The sequence below is a fragment of the uncultured Chitinophaga sp. genome (assembly GCF_937874145.1).
GTDB lineage: Bacteria > Bacteroidota > Bacteroidia > Chitinophagales > Chitinophagaceae > Chitinophaga.
On record NZ_CALNBI010000228.1, the window covers coordinates 1 to 15,815 of the forward strand.

Annotated in this window: 15 protein-coding genes; 14 read left to right on the forward strand and 1 reads right to left on the reverse strand. The window is 58.8% G+C overall.

Features of this window, described 5'->3' with window-relative positions:
• The 14 genes from Q0510_RS11080 to Q0510_RS11145 form a co-directional block, all read left to right on the forward strand.
• Positions 1 to 328: hypothetical protein (locus tag Q0510_RS11080; protein WP_298711225.1), on the forward strand; the 328-nt coding region annotated here is incomplete at its 5' end.
• Positions 329 to 434: 106 nt separating this feature from the next.
• Positions 435 to 2,174: an NADH-quinone oxidoreductase subunit C/D gene (nuoC, locus tag Q0510_RS11085; protein WP_298711227.1), complete on the forward strand. Its 1,740-nt coding sequence runs from the start codon at positions 435 to 437 to the stop codon at positions 2,172 to 2,174.
• Between the two features lie 12 nt (positions 2,175 to 2,186).
• Positions 2,187 to 2,651: an NADH-quinone oxidoreductase subunit NuoE gene (nuoE, locus tag Q0510_RS11090; RefSeq protein WP_298711230.1), complete on the forward strand. Its 465-nt coding sequence runs from the start codon at positions 2,187 to 2,189 to the stop codon at positions 2,649 to 2,651.
• A gap of 1 nt (position 2,652) precedes the next feature.
• Positions 2,653 to 3,969, forward strand: a complete 1,317-nt coding sequence (nuoF, locus tag Q0510_RS11095) for an NADH-quinone oxidoreductase subunit NuoF (protein WP_298711233.1) — start codon at positions 2,653 to 2,655, stop codon at positions 3,967 to 3,969.
• Positions 3,966 to 6,671, forward strand: a complete 2,706-nt coding sequence (gene nuoG / locus Q0510_RS11100; RefSeq protein ID WP_298711236.1) for an NADH-quinone oxidoreductase subunit NuoG — start codon at positions 3,966 to 3,968, stop codon at positions 6,669 to 6,671. Before nuoF ends, nuoG begins: the two co-directional genes overlap by 4 nt.
• Positions 6,672 to 6,692: 21 nt before the next feature.
• A complete protein-coding gene (gene nuoH, locus Q0510_RS11105; protein ID WP_298711238.1) occupies positions 6,693 to 7,646 on the forward strand; it encodes an NADH-quinone oxidoreductase subunit NuoH in 954 nt (317 codons plus the stop codon).
• A gap of 6 nt (positions 7,647 to 7,652) precedes the next feature.
• A complete protein-coding gene (gene nuoI, locus Q0510_RS11110; RefSeq protein ID WP_298711241.1) occupies positions 7,653 to 8,168 on the forward strand; it encodes an NADH-quinone oxidoreductase subunit NuoI in 516 nt (171 codons plus the stop codon).
• A 15-nt stretch (positions 8,169 to 8,183) separates the two neighbouring features.
• Entirely contained in the window at positions 8,184 to 8,711 is a 528-nt protein-coding gene (gene nuoJ, locus Q0510_RS11115; RefSeq protein WP_298711243.1) for an NADH-quinone oxidoreductase subunit J, read from the forward strand.
• Positions 8,708 to 9,013: an NADH-quinone oxidoreductase subunit NuoK gene (gene nuoK / locus Q0510_RS11120; protein WP_298711246.1), complete on the forward strand. Its 306-nt coding sequence runs from the start codon at positions 8,708 to 8,710 to the stop codon at positions 9,011 to 9,013. The genes nuoJ and nuoK overlap by 4 nt, the downstream gene beginning before the upstream one ends.
• A gap of 31 nt (positions 9,014 to 9,044) precedes the next feature.
• Positions 9,045 to 10,904 (forward strand): NADH-quinone oxidoreductase subunit L, encoded by a 1,860-nt coding sequence (gene nuoL / locus Q0510_RS11125; RefSeq protein WP_298711248.1) that lies wholly within the window; start codon positions 9,045 to 9,047, stop codon positions 10,902 to 10,904.
• A gap of 18 nt (positions 10,905 to 10,922) precedes the next feature.
• Positions 10,923 to 12,401, forward strand: a complete 1,479-nt coding sequence (locus Q0510_RS11130; protein WP_298711250.1) for a NuoM family protein — start codon at positions 10,923 to 10,925, stop codon at positions 12,399 to 12,401.
• An 8-nt stretch (positions 12,402 to 12,409) separates the two neighbouring features.
• Positions 12,410 to 13,840, forward strand: coding sequence for an NADH-quinone oxidoreductase subunit N (locus Q0510_RS11135; protein WP_298711253.1), 1,431 nt, complete (start codon positions 12,410 to 12,412; stop codon positions 13,838 to 13,840).
• 187 nt (positions 13,841 to 14,027) lie between these two features.
• A complete protein-coding gene (locus Q0510_RS11140) occupies positions 14,028 to 14,732 on the forward strand; it encodes a ferritin-like domain-containing protein (protein ID WP_298711256.1) in 705 nt (234 codons plus the stop codon).
• A gap of 16 nt (positions 14,733 to 14,748) precedes the next feature.
• Complete coding sequence (locus tag Q0510_RS11145) at positions 14,749 to 15,591, forward strand: ferritin-like domain-containing protein (protein WP_298711259.1); 843 nt, start codon at positions 14,749 to 14,751, stop codon at positions 15,589 to 15,591.
• Here the strand turns inward: Q0510_RS11145 and Q0510_RS11150 are convergent.
• Positions 15,523 to 15,815 (reverse strand): hypothetical protein (locus tag Q0510_RS11150; protein ID WP_298711261.1); only part of this gene is annotated, 293 nt, incomplete at its 5' end. The genes Q0510_RS11145 and Q0510_RS11150 overlap by 69 nt on opposite strands.

Sequence of the window (15,815 nt, forward strand, 5' to 3'; positions counted from 1 at the left end):
GGGCCTCAGCAAAGGGCAGCTCGCCTTTTTCTTCCCGGGCGCCAAGAACGTCCTCTTCGCAGCCGATACCTGCGACAATCTCTTCGGACTGGGTTATTCCACCTTTTACGAAGATTTTGAAACCGGCCGGCACAGCCTGGAGAAGCTCGCTACTTTCGATTTCGACGTGGCCTGCTTCGGGCACGGCAAGAGCATCCTGAGAGGGGCTGGCACGAAGTTCAGCCGGAAGTTCATCGGCCATCATCATCACCATCACCCCGTACGCGCGCAGAAGGTGCCGGGAAGTGAAGAAGCGGTGCGGGTGCGGGAGCCGGAAGAGAAAATCTGAAACTGATACAAAACCCGATATAGCGACCAACAGCTCATTCTAAGCAAGGGTAAAACAGACTGGAAAAGTCTAGCAGCCAGGCGCATCGATACACAAAACTGTCATCATGCCTGAAAGCATCTTTTCTGCCCTCTGCTCCCGGTTCGGCGAGCAGCTGCTCCACGAGCAGCTCACCCGGGATGAGACGCCCACCATCTGGACGCCACAAGGGAAGATCGTACCTGTACTGGAGTATCTCCGCAGTGAAGCGGAACAACCTTACCGCATGCTCTATGACCTCACGGCCATCGATGAGCGTGCCTGTAAAAGTAAGTACAACGGCACCTGCGAATTTACCCTTGTCTACCATCTCTTTTCCTTCGAGCGCAATGCATTTATCCGGCTGAAAGTAGCCCTCCGCGGCGAGTTCCCCGCCACTCCCAGCATCACGCATATCTGGCCGTCCGCCAACTGGTATGAAAGGGAAGTGTACGATATGTTCGGCATCCGTTTCGTAGGTCATCCCCTGCTTCGCCGTATTTTAATGCCGACCACCTGGGAGGGGCACCCGCTCCGTAAGGAGCATCCGGCCAGGGCCACCGAAATGGGGCCGTTCCGATTGTTTCCGGAAAAAGAAGACAGGGAGCAGGAGGCCCTGCGGTTCGACCCGGAAGAATGGGGCCTCCAGCGGCAGAGCGATGACTCCGACTTCATGTTCCTCAACATCGGCCCCCAGCACCCCGGCACCCACGGCGTGCTCCGCATCATCCTCCAGCTCGACGGCGAAGATATCGTTGACGCCGTGCCCGACATCGGCTTCCACCACCGCGGCGCCGAAAAAATGGGCGAACGCCAGAGCTGGCACACTTACATCCCCTATACCGACCGCATCGATTACCTCGGCGGCGTCAACAACAATCTCGCTTATCTTCTTTCCGTAGAAAAACTGGCCGGCATCCACATCCCGCAACGGGCGGAGGTCATCCGCGTGATGTTGTGCGAACTGTTCCGCATCGCCAGCCACCTCGTCTGGTACGGCACCTTCGCGCAGGACGTGGGGCAGCTATCGCCCGTGTTTTATATGTTCACCGACCGCGAAAAGATATTCAACATCATAGAAGCCGTTTGCGGCGGCCGCATGCACCCCAACTGGTTCCGCATCGGCGGTGTGGCGCAAGACCTGCCGCAGGGCTGGGACAGGCTGGTGCGGGAATTCGTGGAATATTTCCCGAAGAAGCTGAAGGAATACGACAAGATGGTGATGCGCAACGCCCTTTTCAAAGCGCGCACCGTGGGCATCGGTGTGTTTTCGCTCGAAGAGGCCATCGACTGGGGCGCCACCGGCCCCAACCTCCGCGCCTGCGGCCTGGAATGGGACATGCGCAAGAAGCGGCCGTACAGCGGGTACGAGAACTATGAATTCGATATTCCAACCGCACAGAACGGCGATTGCTACGACCGCGCAGTGGTGCGCGTGCAGGAAATGTGGGAAAGCCTCCGCATCATCGAGCAATGCCTCAACAACATGCCCGAAGGCCCGTACAAATCCGATCATCCGCTGGCCACGCCGCCGGTGAAGCAATACACGATGCAGGACATCGAAACCCTCATCCATCATTTCCTCCACGTATCCTGGGGCCCCGTGATCCCGAACGGCGAAGCCATGGTGGTCACCGAAGCCACGAAAGGATGGAACAGCTACTACCTCACCAGCGACGGCAACACCGCGCCCTACCGGGTGCGCGTGCGCACGCCCTCGTTCGCGCATATGCAGATGATCCCGTACATCAGCCGCGGGTATACGGTGGCCGACCTTTTATCCATCCTCGGCGCCATGGATTATGTGCTGGCGGACATTGACCGGTAAAAAACACGCATTATGCTATCGATGACCGAAAAAGAAAAAATCGAAGACGAGATCAAACAGGTGCCTATTAAAAAGGCAGCCTGCATAGAAGCGCTAAAGATCGTCCAGGAGCACCGCAGATGGGTGTCCGACGAAAGTATCCGCGACGTGGCCGATATCCTGGATATGAGCCCCGAGGAGGTCGACAGCGTGGCCACCTTCTACAATCTCATCTTCCGCCAGCCCGTGGGCCGGCACATCATCCTGTTGTGCGACAGCATCAGTTGTTACGTGATGGGGCTGAAAGGCATCCATGCGGAACTGACGGGGCTGCTCGGCATTCAATACGGGCAAACCACGGCCGACGGGCGTTTCACGCTGCTGCCGAATCCCTGCCTGGGCACCTGCGATCACGCACCCGCGCTGATGGTCGACAACGATTTGTACCGCGATCTGCATCCCGCCGCATTGGCGGACATACTCGAAAAATATACCTGATATGGAACGTCCGCTCACACAACACATCACCTTTCCGCCGCTGGAGATTCGCCAGTACGAAGCCATCGGCGGCTACCAGGCCGTGCGCAAGGCGGTTCGCCATATGCAGCCCAAAGACGTGACGGCCCTCGTGAAGGAATCCAATATGAAAGGCCGCGGCGGCGCGGGATTCAGTACGGGGATGAAATGGAGCTTCGTGCCGATGGACGTTCCCGGTCCCAAATACCTCGTGGCCAACGCCGACGAAATGGAGCCGGGCACTTTCAAAGACCGGTGGCTCCTGGAAGGCAATCCCCATCAGCTGCTGGAGGGCATGATCGTGGCGGCGTACGCCATCCAGGCCACGGAAGCTTTCGTGTTTCTCAGGTGGGCGTATAAGGACGCGGCCGTTGCAATCCGAAAAGCGATTGCGGAGGCGTATGATGCGGGGTACCTGGGGAAAGATATCCTCGGTACCGGTTATTCCCTTGAAATGCATTTGCATACCGGTGTGGGCAGATATATGTGCGGGGAAGAAACGGCGCTGCTGAATTCTTTGGAAGGCAAACGCGCCACGCCACGCGCCAAGCCCCCGTTCCCGCAGGTCTCCGGGCTTTTCGGCAAACCCACCATCGTCAACAATGTGGAAACGCTTTCCTTCATTCCCCATATCATCAACAAAGGGGCCGAATGGTTCAAATCCCTCAGCCGCACGGCCGACGGCGGCACCAAGATCTACGGCGTTTCGGGCAGGGTCCGCAAGCCCGGCGCCTGGGAACTGCCAATGGGCGTAACGATGCGCGAACTGATCGAAGAATACGCCGGCGGGATGAAAGAGGGATATGGGTTCAGGGGCGTATTGCCGGGCGGCGCTTCCACCGATTTCCTCATCGATAAACATATGGATATCCAGCTCGATTTCGCGGGCGTGGCCGCGGCGGGGAGCCGCCTGGGAACGGGTACCATGGTGGTGCTCGACGACCAGACCTGCCCCGTCGGGTTCGTGCATAACCTCGAGCATTTCTTTGCCCAGGAGTCCTGCGGCTTCTGCACGCCCTGCCGCGAAGGCCTTCCCTGGACCGAGAAGCTCCTCTGGGCCATCGAGCAGGGCAGGGGCAGGGAGGAAGACCTGGAGCTGCTGCTGCGCCATACCGAATGGCTGGGGCCCGGCAACACGTTCTGCGCGCTGGCGCCCGGGGCTATGGAGCCTTTGCAAAGCGCGCTCAAATATTTCCGCGACGATTTTGAAAGACACATCCGGGAGCACCGTTGCCCGTACCACGATCCGGAACCGGCCATTCCCGCATCCGTTCACCTCCATCATACCCATCATTTATGACCATCTACATCGATAACAAACCATACGAGGTGAAACCCGGCAGCAACCTGCTGGAAGCCGTGCTGCAACAGGGCATGAACCTGCCGTACTTCTGCTGGCACCCGGCGCTGGGTTCTGTAGGCGCCTGCCGCCAATGCGCCGTGAAGGTGTTCAAAGACGAGGATGATAAAACGGGGCGGCTGGTGATGGGATGCATGGAACCCGTGAAAGATAATCTCCGCCTGTCTGTGGAAGACCCCGGCGCGAAGGCTTTCCGGGAACAGGTGATCGGCTGGCTGATGACAAACCACCCGCATGATTGCGCCGTGTGCGACGAAGGCGGCTCCTGCCACCTGCAGGATATGACGGTGATGACCGGACACACCTGCCGCCACTACCGTTTCTCCAAACGCACTTACGAAAACCAGGACCTGGGGCCTTTCCTCAACCACGAAATGAACCGCTGCATCCAGTGCTACCGCTGCGTGCGCTTTTATAAAGATTATGCCGGCGGGAAGGACCTGAACGTTTTCGCCGCGCATAATCATGTCTACTTCGGGCGCTGCGAAAACGGGACGCTGGAAAGCGAATTCAGCGGTAATCTCGCGGAGGTATGCCCCACGGGCGTGTTCACCGATAAAACCCTCAAATCGCATTATACCCGTAAATGGGATATGACCTGGGCGCCGTCTGTATGCCAGGGTTGTTCGCTGGGATGCAATACCAGCGCCGGGGAGCGTTACGGTTCGCTGCGCCAGATCGCCAACCGCTATAACGGTGAGGTGAACGGGTATTTCCTCTGCGACCGCGGGCGGTATGGATATGAATTCGTCAACAGCGACCAGCGCATCCTGCAACCCGCCATCCGGCCGCATTCCAACGGTACGGTCAACAAAGCGCACATCGTGGACCAGGTGGCGCAGCGGGTGAAGAACGGGCGCACCATCGGCATCGGATCTCCCCGCGCCAGCCTGGAATCCAATTTCGCGCTGAAGTTACTGGTGGGGGAAGATAATTTCTTCCTTGGCGTGTCCGGTTCGGATCAAGATCATGCCTCTCTGGCGCTGAAAATCCTCCGCGAAGGGCCCGCACGTACGCCATCGCTGCAGGAAGCGGGAGAAGCGGATGCGGTTTTGATATTAGGGGAGGACCTCACCAATACCGCGCCCATGCTGGCGCTGGCGGTCCGGCAGGCGGTAAGGCGCAAGCCGGAGGCCGATGCCATGGGGCAGATCCATCTTTCCGACTGGCAGGACGCCGCCGTGCGGGAAGCCGTGCAGGACAAACACGGCCCCTTGTTCATTTTCCATACCGTACCCACGAAGCTCGACGAGCTGGCTGAAGACGTGCGCCGCGGAGCTCCGGAGCACCTGGCGCGGCTGGGATTCGCCGTGGCGAAAGCATTGGGGGCCGACATCGACCCGGTTACCCACCTCAGCGCGGAGGAAAACGCATTGGCGGAAAAGATCGCCGCTTCACTGATGGCAGCGGAACGCCCCCTCATCATCGGCGGCTACGGCAGCGGTTGCGACCATATGATGAAAGCGGCGGCCAACGTAGCCTGGGCCCTTCAGCAGAAAGGGCATAATCCCATGCTGAGCCTCACACTGCCGGAAGTGAACAGCCTCGGCCTCGAAATGCTCGGCGGCCACCGCCTCGATACCGCCATCGACGTGCTGCGGCAAGGAGAAGCGGACACCGTGATCGTACTGGAAAACGATTTATACCGCCGGGCCGACGCACATCTCATCGACGAAATATTCCTGCATGCGCAGGATGTCATCCTGATCGACCATCTATACAACCGAACCGCCGAGAAAGCCACGGTGCTGCTGCCCGCGGGAACCTTCGCCGAAGCCGACGGCACCGTCGTCAACAACGAAGGCCGCGCGCAGCGTTTCTACCAGGTGTTCGTCCCGAAAGGCGATGTGCAGGAAAGCTGGCGCTGGTGCCTGCAGATCGCGGAAAAGGCGCAGGTACGTTCGCTGAACGGCATGCATAACCTCGACGATATCGACTGGGCCATCACCACCGCGATGCCTTCGCTGGCGCAGTTGCAACACCTGGCGCCCCATGCGGATTTCAGGATCAACGGTCAACGCATCCCCCGCGAACCGCACCGCTACAGCGGCAGAACGGCCATGCTGGCCAATGAGAACGTCAGCGAGCTGAAGCCCGCGGAAGACGTGGATACGCCGCTTTCCTTTACCATGGAAGGTTACAGGGGAGAGCCGCCGTCGCCGCTGATTCCTTTCTTCTGGTCGCCGGGCTGGAACTCCGTGCAATCCGTGAACAAATACCAGCAGGAGATTGGCGGGCACCTCCATGGCGGGGATCCCGGCATCCGCCTGCTGGAGCCGCATCTCAACGGCGGCCCGAAATATTTCCACGAAGTGCCCGATACGTTTGTGCCGGTGCCGGGCCATGTGCACATCATGCCATTGTACCACATTTTCGGTTCTGAAGAACTGAGCATGTATACGCACGGCATCGCGAAGAACGCGGCGGATTACTGCTGCCTCTACCTCAACCCGGACGATATCGCGCGCTGGAACATTACGCCCGGCGATTGGGTAACGGTGGAAATGGATCATCATACCTGCCGGCTGGTAGCCACGCCCAACCACTGGATGCCACATGGCCTCGCGGGCGTGACCGCCGGGATGCCGCATTCGCCGGTAGTGGATCTGCCGGTATTGGCGAAGATGCGGGTAAGCGATTAAAGGAAAATTAAAGTCATCGATATGGAAGCTCATTACTGGTGGATCATCGGCGGCGTGCTGTTCGTACTGCTCAATACCGCCGCCGGCCTGATCTGGCTCGAACGGCGGATGCTCGCCCTCTGGCAGGACAGGTACGGCCCCAACCGCGCAGGCCCTTTCGGCATCCTCATCGTGCTCGCCGATACGCTGAAACTGTTTTTCAAGGAAGACTGGATACCGCCCTTTGCGGATAAAGTGGTGTTTGTATTTGCGCCGGCCGTGGTGGTGGCGAGCGTGCTCATGGCGTTTGCCGTGGTGCCGTTCGGCCCGGGGATCGTGGTGGCGGATATGAACATCGGCATCCTCTTTTTCCTCGCCATGTCTTCGCTGGGCGTTTACAGTATCGTTTTGGGAGGATGGGCGTCCAACAACAAATACGCACTCCTGGGCGCCATGCGCGGCGCGTCGCAGATGATCAGTTACGAAGTGTTCATGGGCCTGGCGCTCATGGGCACGGTGATCCTCAGCGGAACGTTCAACCTCGGCGAGATCGTGGAAGCGCAGAAGGGAATGTGGTACATATTCCCGCAGCTGCTGGGGTTCGTCATCTTCTTCATCGCCGGCATCGCGGAAACGCACCGCCTGCCTTTCGATATCCCGGAAGCGGAAAGCGAACTGGTGGCGGGTTTCCACTCAGAATATTCAGGGATGAAATTCGGGATGTTCTTCATCGGGGAGTATCTCGGCATCACCCTCATTTCCTCCATGATCGTGACGCTGTATTTCGGGGGATGGCTGGGACCGGCCTTCCTGCCCGGCGTGATCTGGTTTGTTATCAAAACGTTCGTATTCATCATGGTGTTCATCCTGCTGCGTGCTTCCATGCCGCGGCCCCGGTACGACCAGCTGATGGAATACGGATGGAAGGTATTGTTCCCGCTGTCGTTGCTGAATTTGCTCGGCACGGCGGCCATCAAATTAATCATCGATAAATGATCGGTTATGTTCAGTTTACTCCGTAGCATGTGGCTGGTGTTCCTGCACATGTTCCACAAACGCGAAACGTACCAGTACCCTGAAGAAAAGGCGCCCCTGCCTGCCCGCTGGCGCGGCCGCATAGCGCTCACCCGCGACCCCGACGGCGGCGAACGCTGCGTTGGGTGCTACCTATGCGCTGCAGCCTGCCCGGTCGACTGCATCTCGCTGCAGGCAGCCGAAGCGCCCGACGGGCGGCGGTATCCCGGCTTCTTCCGCATCAATTTCTCCCGCTGCATCTTCTGCGGGTTCTGCGAAGAGGCTTGTCCTACCTACGCCATCCAGCTGCTGCCCGATTTCGAAATGGCGGAGTACGACCGGCAGAACCTGGTATATGAGAAAGAGGACCTGCTCATCAACAGTCAGGGCAAATACCCCGGCTACAATTATTACCGCGTGGCGGGCATGGCCATCTCCGGGAAGGAGAAAGGCGAGGCCCAGCGGGAAGAACCGCCGGTAAACGTGCGCAGTCTTTTACCATAATTAAAATTACCCGCTATGGGCATTGCATTCTATATCGCGGCGGCGGTGGCCGTCTTGTCCACCATCATGGTGATCACCCGGTTCAACATCATGCACGCGCTGTTGTACTTCATCGTGTCGCTGCTGAGCGTGGCGGTGGTGTTTTACCTGTATGGCGCGCCGTTTATGGCGGCGCTGGAGCTGATCATTTACGCCGGCGCCATCATGGTGCTGATCATTTTCTTCGTGATGATGCTCAACCTCGGGAGCCAGACTGCCGGGGAAGAACGCAGCTGGATGACGCCCGGCGTCTGGATAGGCCCCTCGGTGCTGTGCCTGGTATTGCTGGGGGAACTGGTGTACCTCATGCTGCAGCCGGGAGACCTGAGCGGGGATGTGCGCGTGGTGGATCCGAAAGAAGTGGGCAAAAGCCTGTTTGGTCCTTATATCCTGGCGGTTGAGCTGGCGGGCATGCTGCTGATGGCGGGGATCGTAGGGGCGTATCACCTGGGCCGCCAGAAGAAAAAAATCGTTCACCGTTTTTTGCAAAATGCTGAATCATGATATCCGCAACAACGGCAGGGCTGGTCCTTGCAGGAGTTTTATTCACACTGGGCCTGATCAGCATGCTGATCCGCCGCAACATCATCTTCATGCTGGTGTCGGTGGAGATCATGCTCAATGCCGCGGGGCTCGCTTTCATCGTGGCGGCCAGCAAGTGGGGGCAGCCGGAAGGGCAGGTGATGTTCATGTTCATCCTGGCCATGGCCGCGGCGGAAGTCTCGGTTGGCCTGGCGCTTATCCTGCAATTGTACCACCAGCTCAAAACGCTCGACAGCGACGAAGCCAGCCGCATGCGGGGCTGATATCCGCAATTGAACCATTAAACATTGCATTATGGAATGGATGTACCTCGTTCCCGCGCTCCCTTTCCTGGGCGCCCTCATCCTGATCCTGTTCTCCGCAAAGATCGGGAAGGCGGGCGTGATCGCCGTGGGCTGCGGCAGTATGGGGCTGGCGGCGCTCATCACCCTTGTGGCAGGCTGGCAATTCCTGCAGTCGGGCCTCCCGGCGTATGACCAGCATTTGTGGGAATGGGTGCGGGTGGGAGATTTCAGCATCGGCATGAATCTCCGGCTGGATGCGCTTTCGCTGGCATTCACGTTCGTCATCACGTTCGTAGGCTGGCTCATCCATATCTATTCCACCGGTTATATGGCAGAAGACCCTGATTTTGCAAGGTTCTTTGCGTGCATGAATTTATTTGTGGGCGCCATGCTCATGCTGGTGCTGGCCGACAACCTGCTGCTGATGTACCTGGGATGGGAGGGCGTTGGTTTGTGCAGCTACCTGCTTATCGGTTTCTGGTATAAAGATCCGGCCAACGGCGCGGCAGCGCGCAAGGCATTCATCGTTACCCGCGTAGGGGATACGGCCATGGCCATTGCGCTGTTCCTGCTGGTGCAGCATACGGGGAGTTTGCAATTATCCGTAGTGCTGGAACGCACGCAGGAACGCTGGGCCACCGGCGACCCCACGGTCGTGTGGATCGCGTTCCTCCTGCTGGGCGGCGCGGTGGGTAAATCGGCCCAGCTGCCCCTGCAGACCTGGCTACCCGATGCCATGGCAGGCCCCACGCCCGTGAGCGCCCTCATCCACGCGGCCACGATGGTTACCGCCGGCGTTTACCTCATCGCCAGGACGAATATCATCTTCTCCCTGGCGCCCGCGGCGCAATCCGCGGTAGCGATCGTAGGCGCGGTGACCTTGCTGCTGGCGGGCTTCAGCGCCTGGGTGCAAACGGATATCAAACGCGTGCTGGCATATAGCACTATCAGCCAGATCGGGTATATGTTCCTCGCATTGGGCGTTGGCGCCTGGTCGGCCGGGATATTCCACTTCATCACCCACGCATTTTTCAAAGCCTTGCTGTTCCTCGGCGCGGGCGCGGTGATCCACGCGCTGCACCACGAGCAGGATATGTACAAAATGGGCGGCCTCCGCAAATCCCTGCCCGGCGTGTTCCTCGTGTTCCTCATCGGCTCACTTTCGCTGGCGGCTATCCCGTTTATCTCCTCGGGATGGTACAGCAAAGACCAGATCATCTGGCTGGCGGGTACCACCGCGCAGGGCGGCACGGGTTACGCCTGGGCTGCCGTGCTGGGCGCGTTCGTCACCGCTGCCTACACGGCGCGCATGATGCTGCTGGTGTTTTTCGGGCAGGAGAAGACGCACGTCCACCACAAACCCGGCCCCGAAATGATGATACCGCTATACGTGCTGGCGATATGCAGCACGTTCGCCGGGTTCCTGGAGCTGCCGCACACCCTGGGGCACTTCACCTGGCTGAGCGATTTCCTGTCGCCGGTATTGCCCGCGGCGGAAGTGCCGCATGCCAATATTGCCGCGGAATGGGGATTGCAGGGCATTACAGCCGGGCTCGCCGCGCTGGCCATTTACCTCACCTGGCGGTTGCTCAACGCGCCTTTCCCGATAGAAGCGCGCGATTTCCTGAAAAGCGGTTGGGGGTTTGACGCGGCGTACGATATCGTGTTCGTGCAGCCCTTCGTCCGCATCGCCCGGCTCAACCGGAAAGATATTATCGACAACGTATACACGGGGCTTGCGGTCATGACGCGCGGCTTCCACAGGATGATGTCAGCCACGCAGAGCGGCATCCTCCGGTGGTATGTGCTGGGCGTGGTGATGGGGGCTGTGTTGATTTTGTCCGTCATCATCTGGCGGCATTCCATGTAACCTGAAAAACGATTCGGCATGATACTGCTGGCATTCATACTTTTTCCGCTGATAGGCGCCTTTCTCGCCTGGGCCTCCGCGGCCGTGCACACAACGCTTCCCCGCTGGATCGCACTGGGCGTCATGCTGGCCGGCCTCATCCTCGCCGCCGGCGTCTGGATCCAGCCGGAACCCGCTTCCGTAGCGGGTGCCGACTGGCGGTACGTCTACCATCAACCCTGGATGCCCCGCTTCGGCGTGAGCCTCTCGCTGGCGATGGATGGCCTCGGCCTCCTCATGATCGTGCTCACCTTTTTCCTCGGGTCATTGGCGGTCCTCGTTTCGTGGGAGGAAATCCGCGACCGGACGGGCTTCTATTACTTCAACCTGCTATTCGTACTGGGTGGTATCGCGGGTGTATTTCTCGTGATGGACCTGTTCCTGTTTTATTTCTTCTGGGAAGTGATGCTCATCCCAATGTATTTCCTCATCGGCATCTGGGGCCATGGGCGCAGGTTGTACGCTTCGCTGAAGTTCTTCCTCTTCACCCAGGCAGGCGGTTTGCTGATGCTCCTGTCGATCCTGGGCTTGTATTTCGTGCACGGCGCTTCCACCGGCGTTTATACTTTTTCTTACGCCGAACTGCTGCAAACGCCCATGGAACAAGGGATTGGCCGGTGGCTGATGCTGGGCTTCATGGCCGCGTTCCTCGTCAAACTGCCCGCGTTCCCCTTCCATACCTGGCTGCCCGACGCGCACACCGAGGCGCCCACCGCGGGATCGGTGATCCTGGCGGGTTTGCTGTTGAAGACCGGCGCTTACGGTATCCTGCGGTTTGTGTTGCCGCTGTTTCCCGAGGCTTGCCATTACTTCGCCGATGTGTTCATGCTGATGGGCGCTATCGGCATCCTGTACGGCGGTCAACTTGCATACGCACAAACAGATTTCAAGCGCCTGGTGGCGTATACGAGCGTGAGCCACATGGGATTTGTGCTGGTCGGGGCTTTTGCGTTCAACGAACTCGCGTACCAGGGCGTGGTGATGCAGATGATCACGCATGGCATCAGCACCGGCGCGCTGTTCATGATCGCGGGCGTGTTGTATGAAAGGCTCCACACGCGGGAGCTGGAGAAGATGGGAGGCCTCTGGGCCGCGTTACCCGGACTGGGCACTGTCACCATGGTGTTCGTCATGGCTTCGCTGGGCTTGCCCGGGCTGGGGAATTTCATCGCCGAATTCCTTATCCTCGCCGGCAGCTGGCAGGCCAATCCCTGGATCACCGTGCTGGCGGCCATCGGCCTGGTGGTGGCCACGGTGTATAGCCTGCGCATCATGCAGAAAGTATTTTTCGGGATATCGCTGCGCGAATTCAGGTTGAAGGATATGACATTCCGCGAAGCCGCAATGCTGCTGCCGCTGGTGATCGCCATCATCTGGCTGGGATTGTTTCCCCAGCGGGTGATCGATACGGCCGCGAAAGCCGCGCCGGTGGTCGCATTTCAATACAAAGACAAATAACTGACCATATGACCACGAATGATCTGATGGCCCTGCTGCCCGTCCTCATACTCGGAGGCGCCTCCGTGATCGCCATGCTGCTGGTGGCGGTGCGCCGCAACCACCGGGTGATGCATGCTTTCACGGTGACCGTTTTCATCGTGGCGCTGCTGGCATTATTCCGCCAGACGGAAGCCATGCCTTATGTGATCGCGCCGCTTTTCGTGGTGGACAAATTCGCGGATTTCAATACCGGGTTGATACTCGCGGCGGGATTGAGTGTTTTGCTGCTGTCGTTCAAATATTTCGAACAGCGGGAAGAACGGAAGGAAGAATACTACATCCTGCTGCTGCTGGCTACGGTGGGCGGGCTCGTGTTGCTGATGAGCCGGCACTTCGTGTCGCTGTTCCTTGGGCTGGAAACGATGAGCATCAGCCTGTACGGGCTGATCGCGTACCTGCGCGCCCGTGAGCGGTCGGACGAAGCGGGGATCAAATACCTGTTGCTCGCGGCGTTGTCGTCCGCTTTCCTGTTATTCGGGATGGCGCTGGTGTATGCCGAATCCGGTACGATGGATTTTGTGGGGATAGGGCAGTACCTGGCGGCGATCTCCCAGGCGCCAATGACCGTGGTGGCCGGTTTCGGGTTGATGCTGATCGGCGTGGGCTTCAAATTGGGGATCGTGCCGTTTCATATGTGGGCGCCGGATATCTACGAAGGCGCCCCGCTGCCGGTGGCCGCCTATATCGCCACCGTGTCGAAGGGAAGCATGCTGGTGCTGCTCATGCGGTTTTACCGGGATGTTAACGGGTATGAATACACGATACTATGGTGGGTGCTGGCCATCATCGCCATGGCCAGCATGTTTGCCGGCAACTGGCTGGCGCTCATGCAGCGCAATGTGAAGCGCCTGCTCGCTTATTCTTCCATATCGCACATGGGCTACATCCTCATCGCTTTCCTGGCGGGGATGGAAGCGGGGCAGGAGGCGGTGATGTTTTACCTGGTGGCTTATGTGATCACCAGCATCGGGGCATTTGGCGTATTAGCCATGCTCAGTGATGAAAAAGACGATGCGGAAATGCTGGAAGACTTCAGCGGCCTGTTCTGGCGGCAACCCTGGCTGGCGGCTATTTTCACTGCCATGTTGCTATCTCTCGCCGGGATACCGCTGACGGCGGGTTTCATCGGTAAATTTTATGTGGTGGCCGCCGGCGTGAATGCGGGGCTTTGGCTGCTGCTGGCGTTGCTGGTGGTGAACAGCGTAATCGGTTTGTTTTATTATATACGCCTGGTGGCGGTGATGTTCCAGCCGCAGGAAGGAACCGCTGTGCGCAGGCGCCTCCCGTTTTTCGGGATGTTCGCACTATCCGCATTGATGGGCCTCTTGTTATGGCTCGGTATTTATCCGTCCGCCCTCATCGCCATGATCCGCGACATGATGCTGACCATGGGATGAGACAACTGTTACGAGTGATGCAAGCCCGCTTCCCGCGAAGTGGGCTTGTTTGTTTTGCAACAACCGTAGCAAGAAACTTTTGTGTTATGAAAACCAATTGTATTAATGCCGCGTATATCTCCATGTACAACATCCAAATCCATTTACTGAGCAGTAACCTTTCTTAATTACCGTAAACAAAGATTTTATGGCTGAAAAACTGAATGTTCCACAGGAACAGGAAGGGCATGCCATGTTATCAACGAAAGGCCAGCAGCGCCGGCGGTTCCTCTCGCTTTTCGCGGGAACCGCTGCCGCGGCCACGCTGATGCATGCCTGTTCCAATGACGATAACCCCTCGCCCGACAATGGCATCAACCTCGGCAGCGGCGACATCGGCATCCTGAATTACGCTTACGCGCTCGAACAACTCGAAGCCGCATTCTACACCCGCGTTACGCAAACCTTCTTCAGCGGCGCCACCGCCACCGAGCAACAATTCCTCAACGACATCCGCGACCACGAGATCGCCCACCGGGAATTCTTCCGCAACGCACTCGGCAGCAAAGCCATCCCATCACTGGAAGTCGATTTCAGCAAGATCGACTTTGCCAGCAGGGACAGTGTGCTCGGCACCGCCAAAGCCTTCGAAGACCTCGGCGTATCCGCCTACAACGGCGCGGGAAAACTCATCACCGAGGGCGCTTACCTGTTACTGGCAGGCAAGATCGTGTCGGTAGAAGCGCGCCATGCCGCTATGATCCGCGATCTCATCAGCAACGGTTCCTTCGCCGACGGCACCGCCGTAGACGCCAACGGGCTCGACCTCTCCCTCGATCCGCCGGAAGTACTCAAAGTAGCCGCCGGCTTCCTCAAATCGAAGATCAACGCATCCAATCTTCCTACTTCCTGATCTAAAAACCGGTAACATGAACATCGAACATATCATTACGGACCTGGAGCAGCAGGACCCCGAGCTCCACGACCGCCTCAGCAACCGCCGCTCCGCCATCAAAGGGCTGGCCGGCATTGGCGGCAAACTGGCGCTCGCAGCGATCCCCTTCGCCCTGGGCAGCCTGTTTAAAAAGGCCTACGGCCAATCCACCGCCACCATCGTGGAAGTGCTGCAATTCGCACTCACCCTCGAATACCTCGAAGCGGAATTTTACACCCTCGGCGCAGCCGCTCCCGGACTGGTCCCCGCAGGCCCGCCCACCGGCGCTATCGCCACCATCCGCGATCATGAGAATGCCCACGTGACGTTGCTGAAAAACACGATCACCACCCTCGGCGCCACGCCCGTCGCCAAACCCGTATTCGATTTCACCGCGGGCAACGGCAGCGGGAACGGTCCTTTCAAAGGTGTATTTTCCAATTACCCGCTCTTCCTCGCCGTGGCCCAAACGTTTGAAGACACGGGCGTCCGAGCCTACAAAGGCCAGGCGGGTGCGCTCATTTCCAGCAACGAAGTGCTGACGGCCGCGCTGAAGATCCACAGCGCGGAAGCGCGCCATGCCGCACACATCCGCTACATGCGCAGGAACCTGCTGTCCAGCACCGCCATCAAACCCTGGATCACCGGGAAAGACACCGGCGGCATCGGCGACGCCGTGCAGGCCAGCTACAACGGCGAAGACCTCACCACCCAGGCCGAGATCAACATCATCGGCATCAACGGCACGGGCGTGAGCGCCGCAGCGGCATCAGAAGCATTCGACGAGCCCCTGACCAAAGCGGCCGTCCTCGCCATCGTCGATCCGTTCATCGTGTAACCATTTGTGTTTTCCATATTGCCGTGCCCCGCTTCGCCGGTGGCGCGGCAAATTTTCGTTTTTGGATAAGCGGCCCGCCGGACTTGGGATTTTTCCTTTATTTTGCGCTACTGCCGTTGTTTTACGCGGCATTTTCAAAACCCAAGTCTGCTTATGATACAGAAAAGCATCTTCCTTGCCGCCGGCGCCTTCCTGCTGGCCGGCGCTACCGTCACCATGGCGCA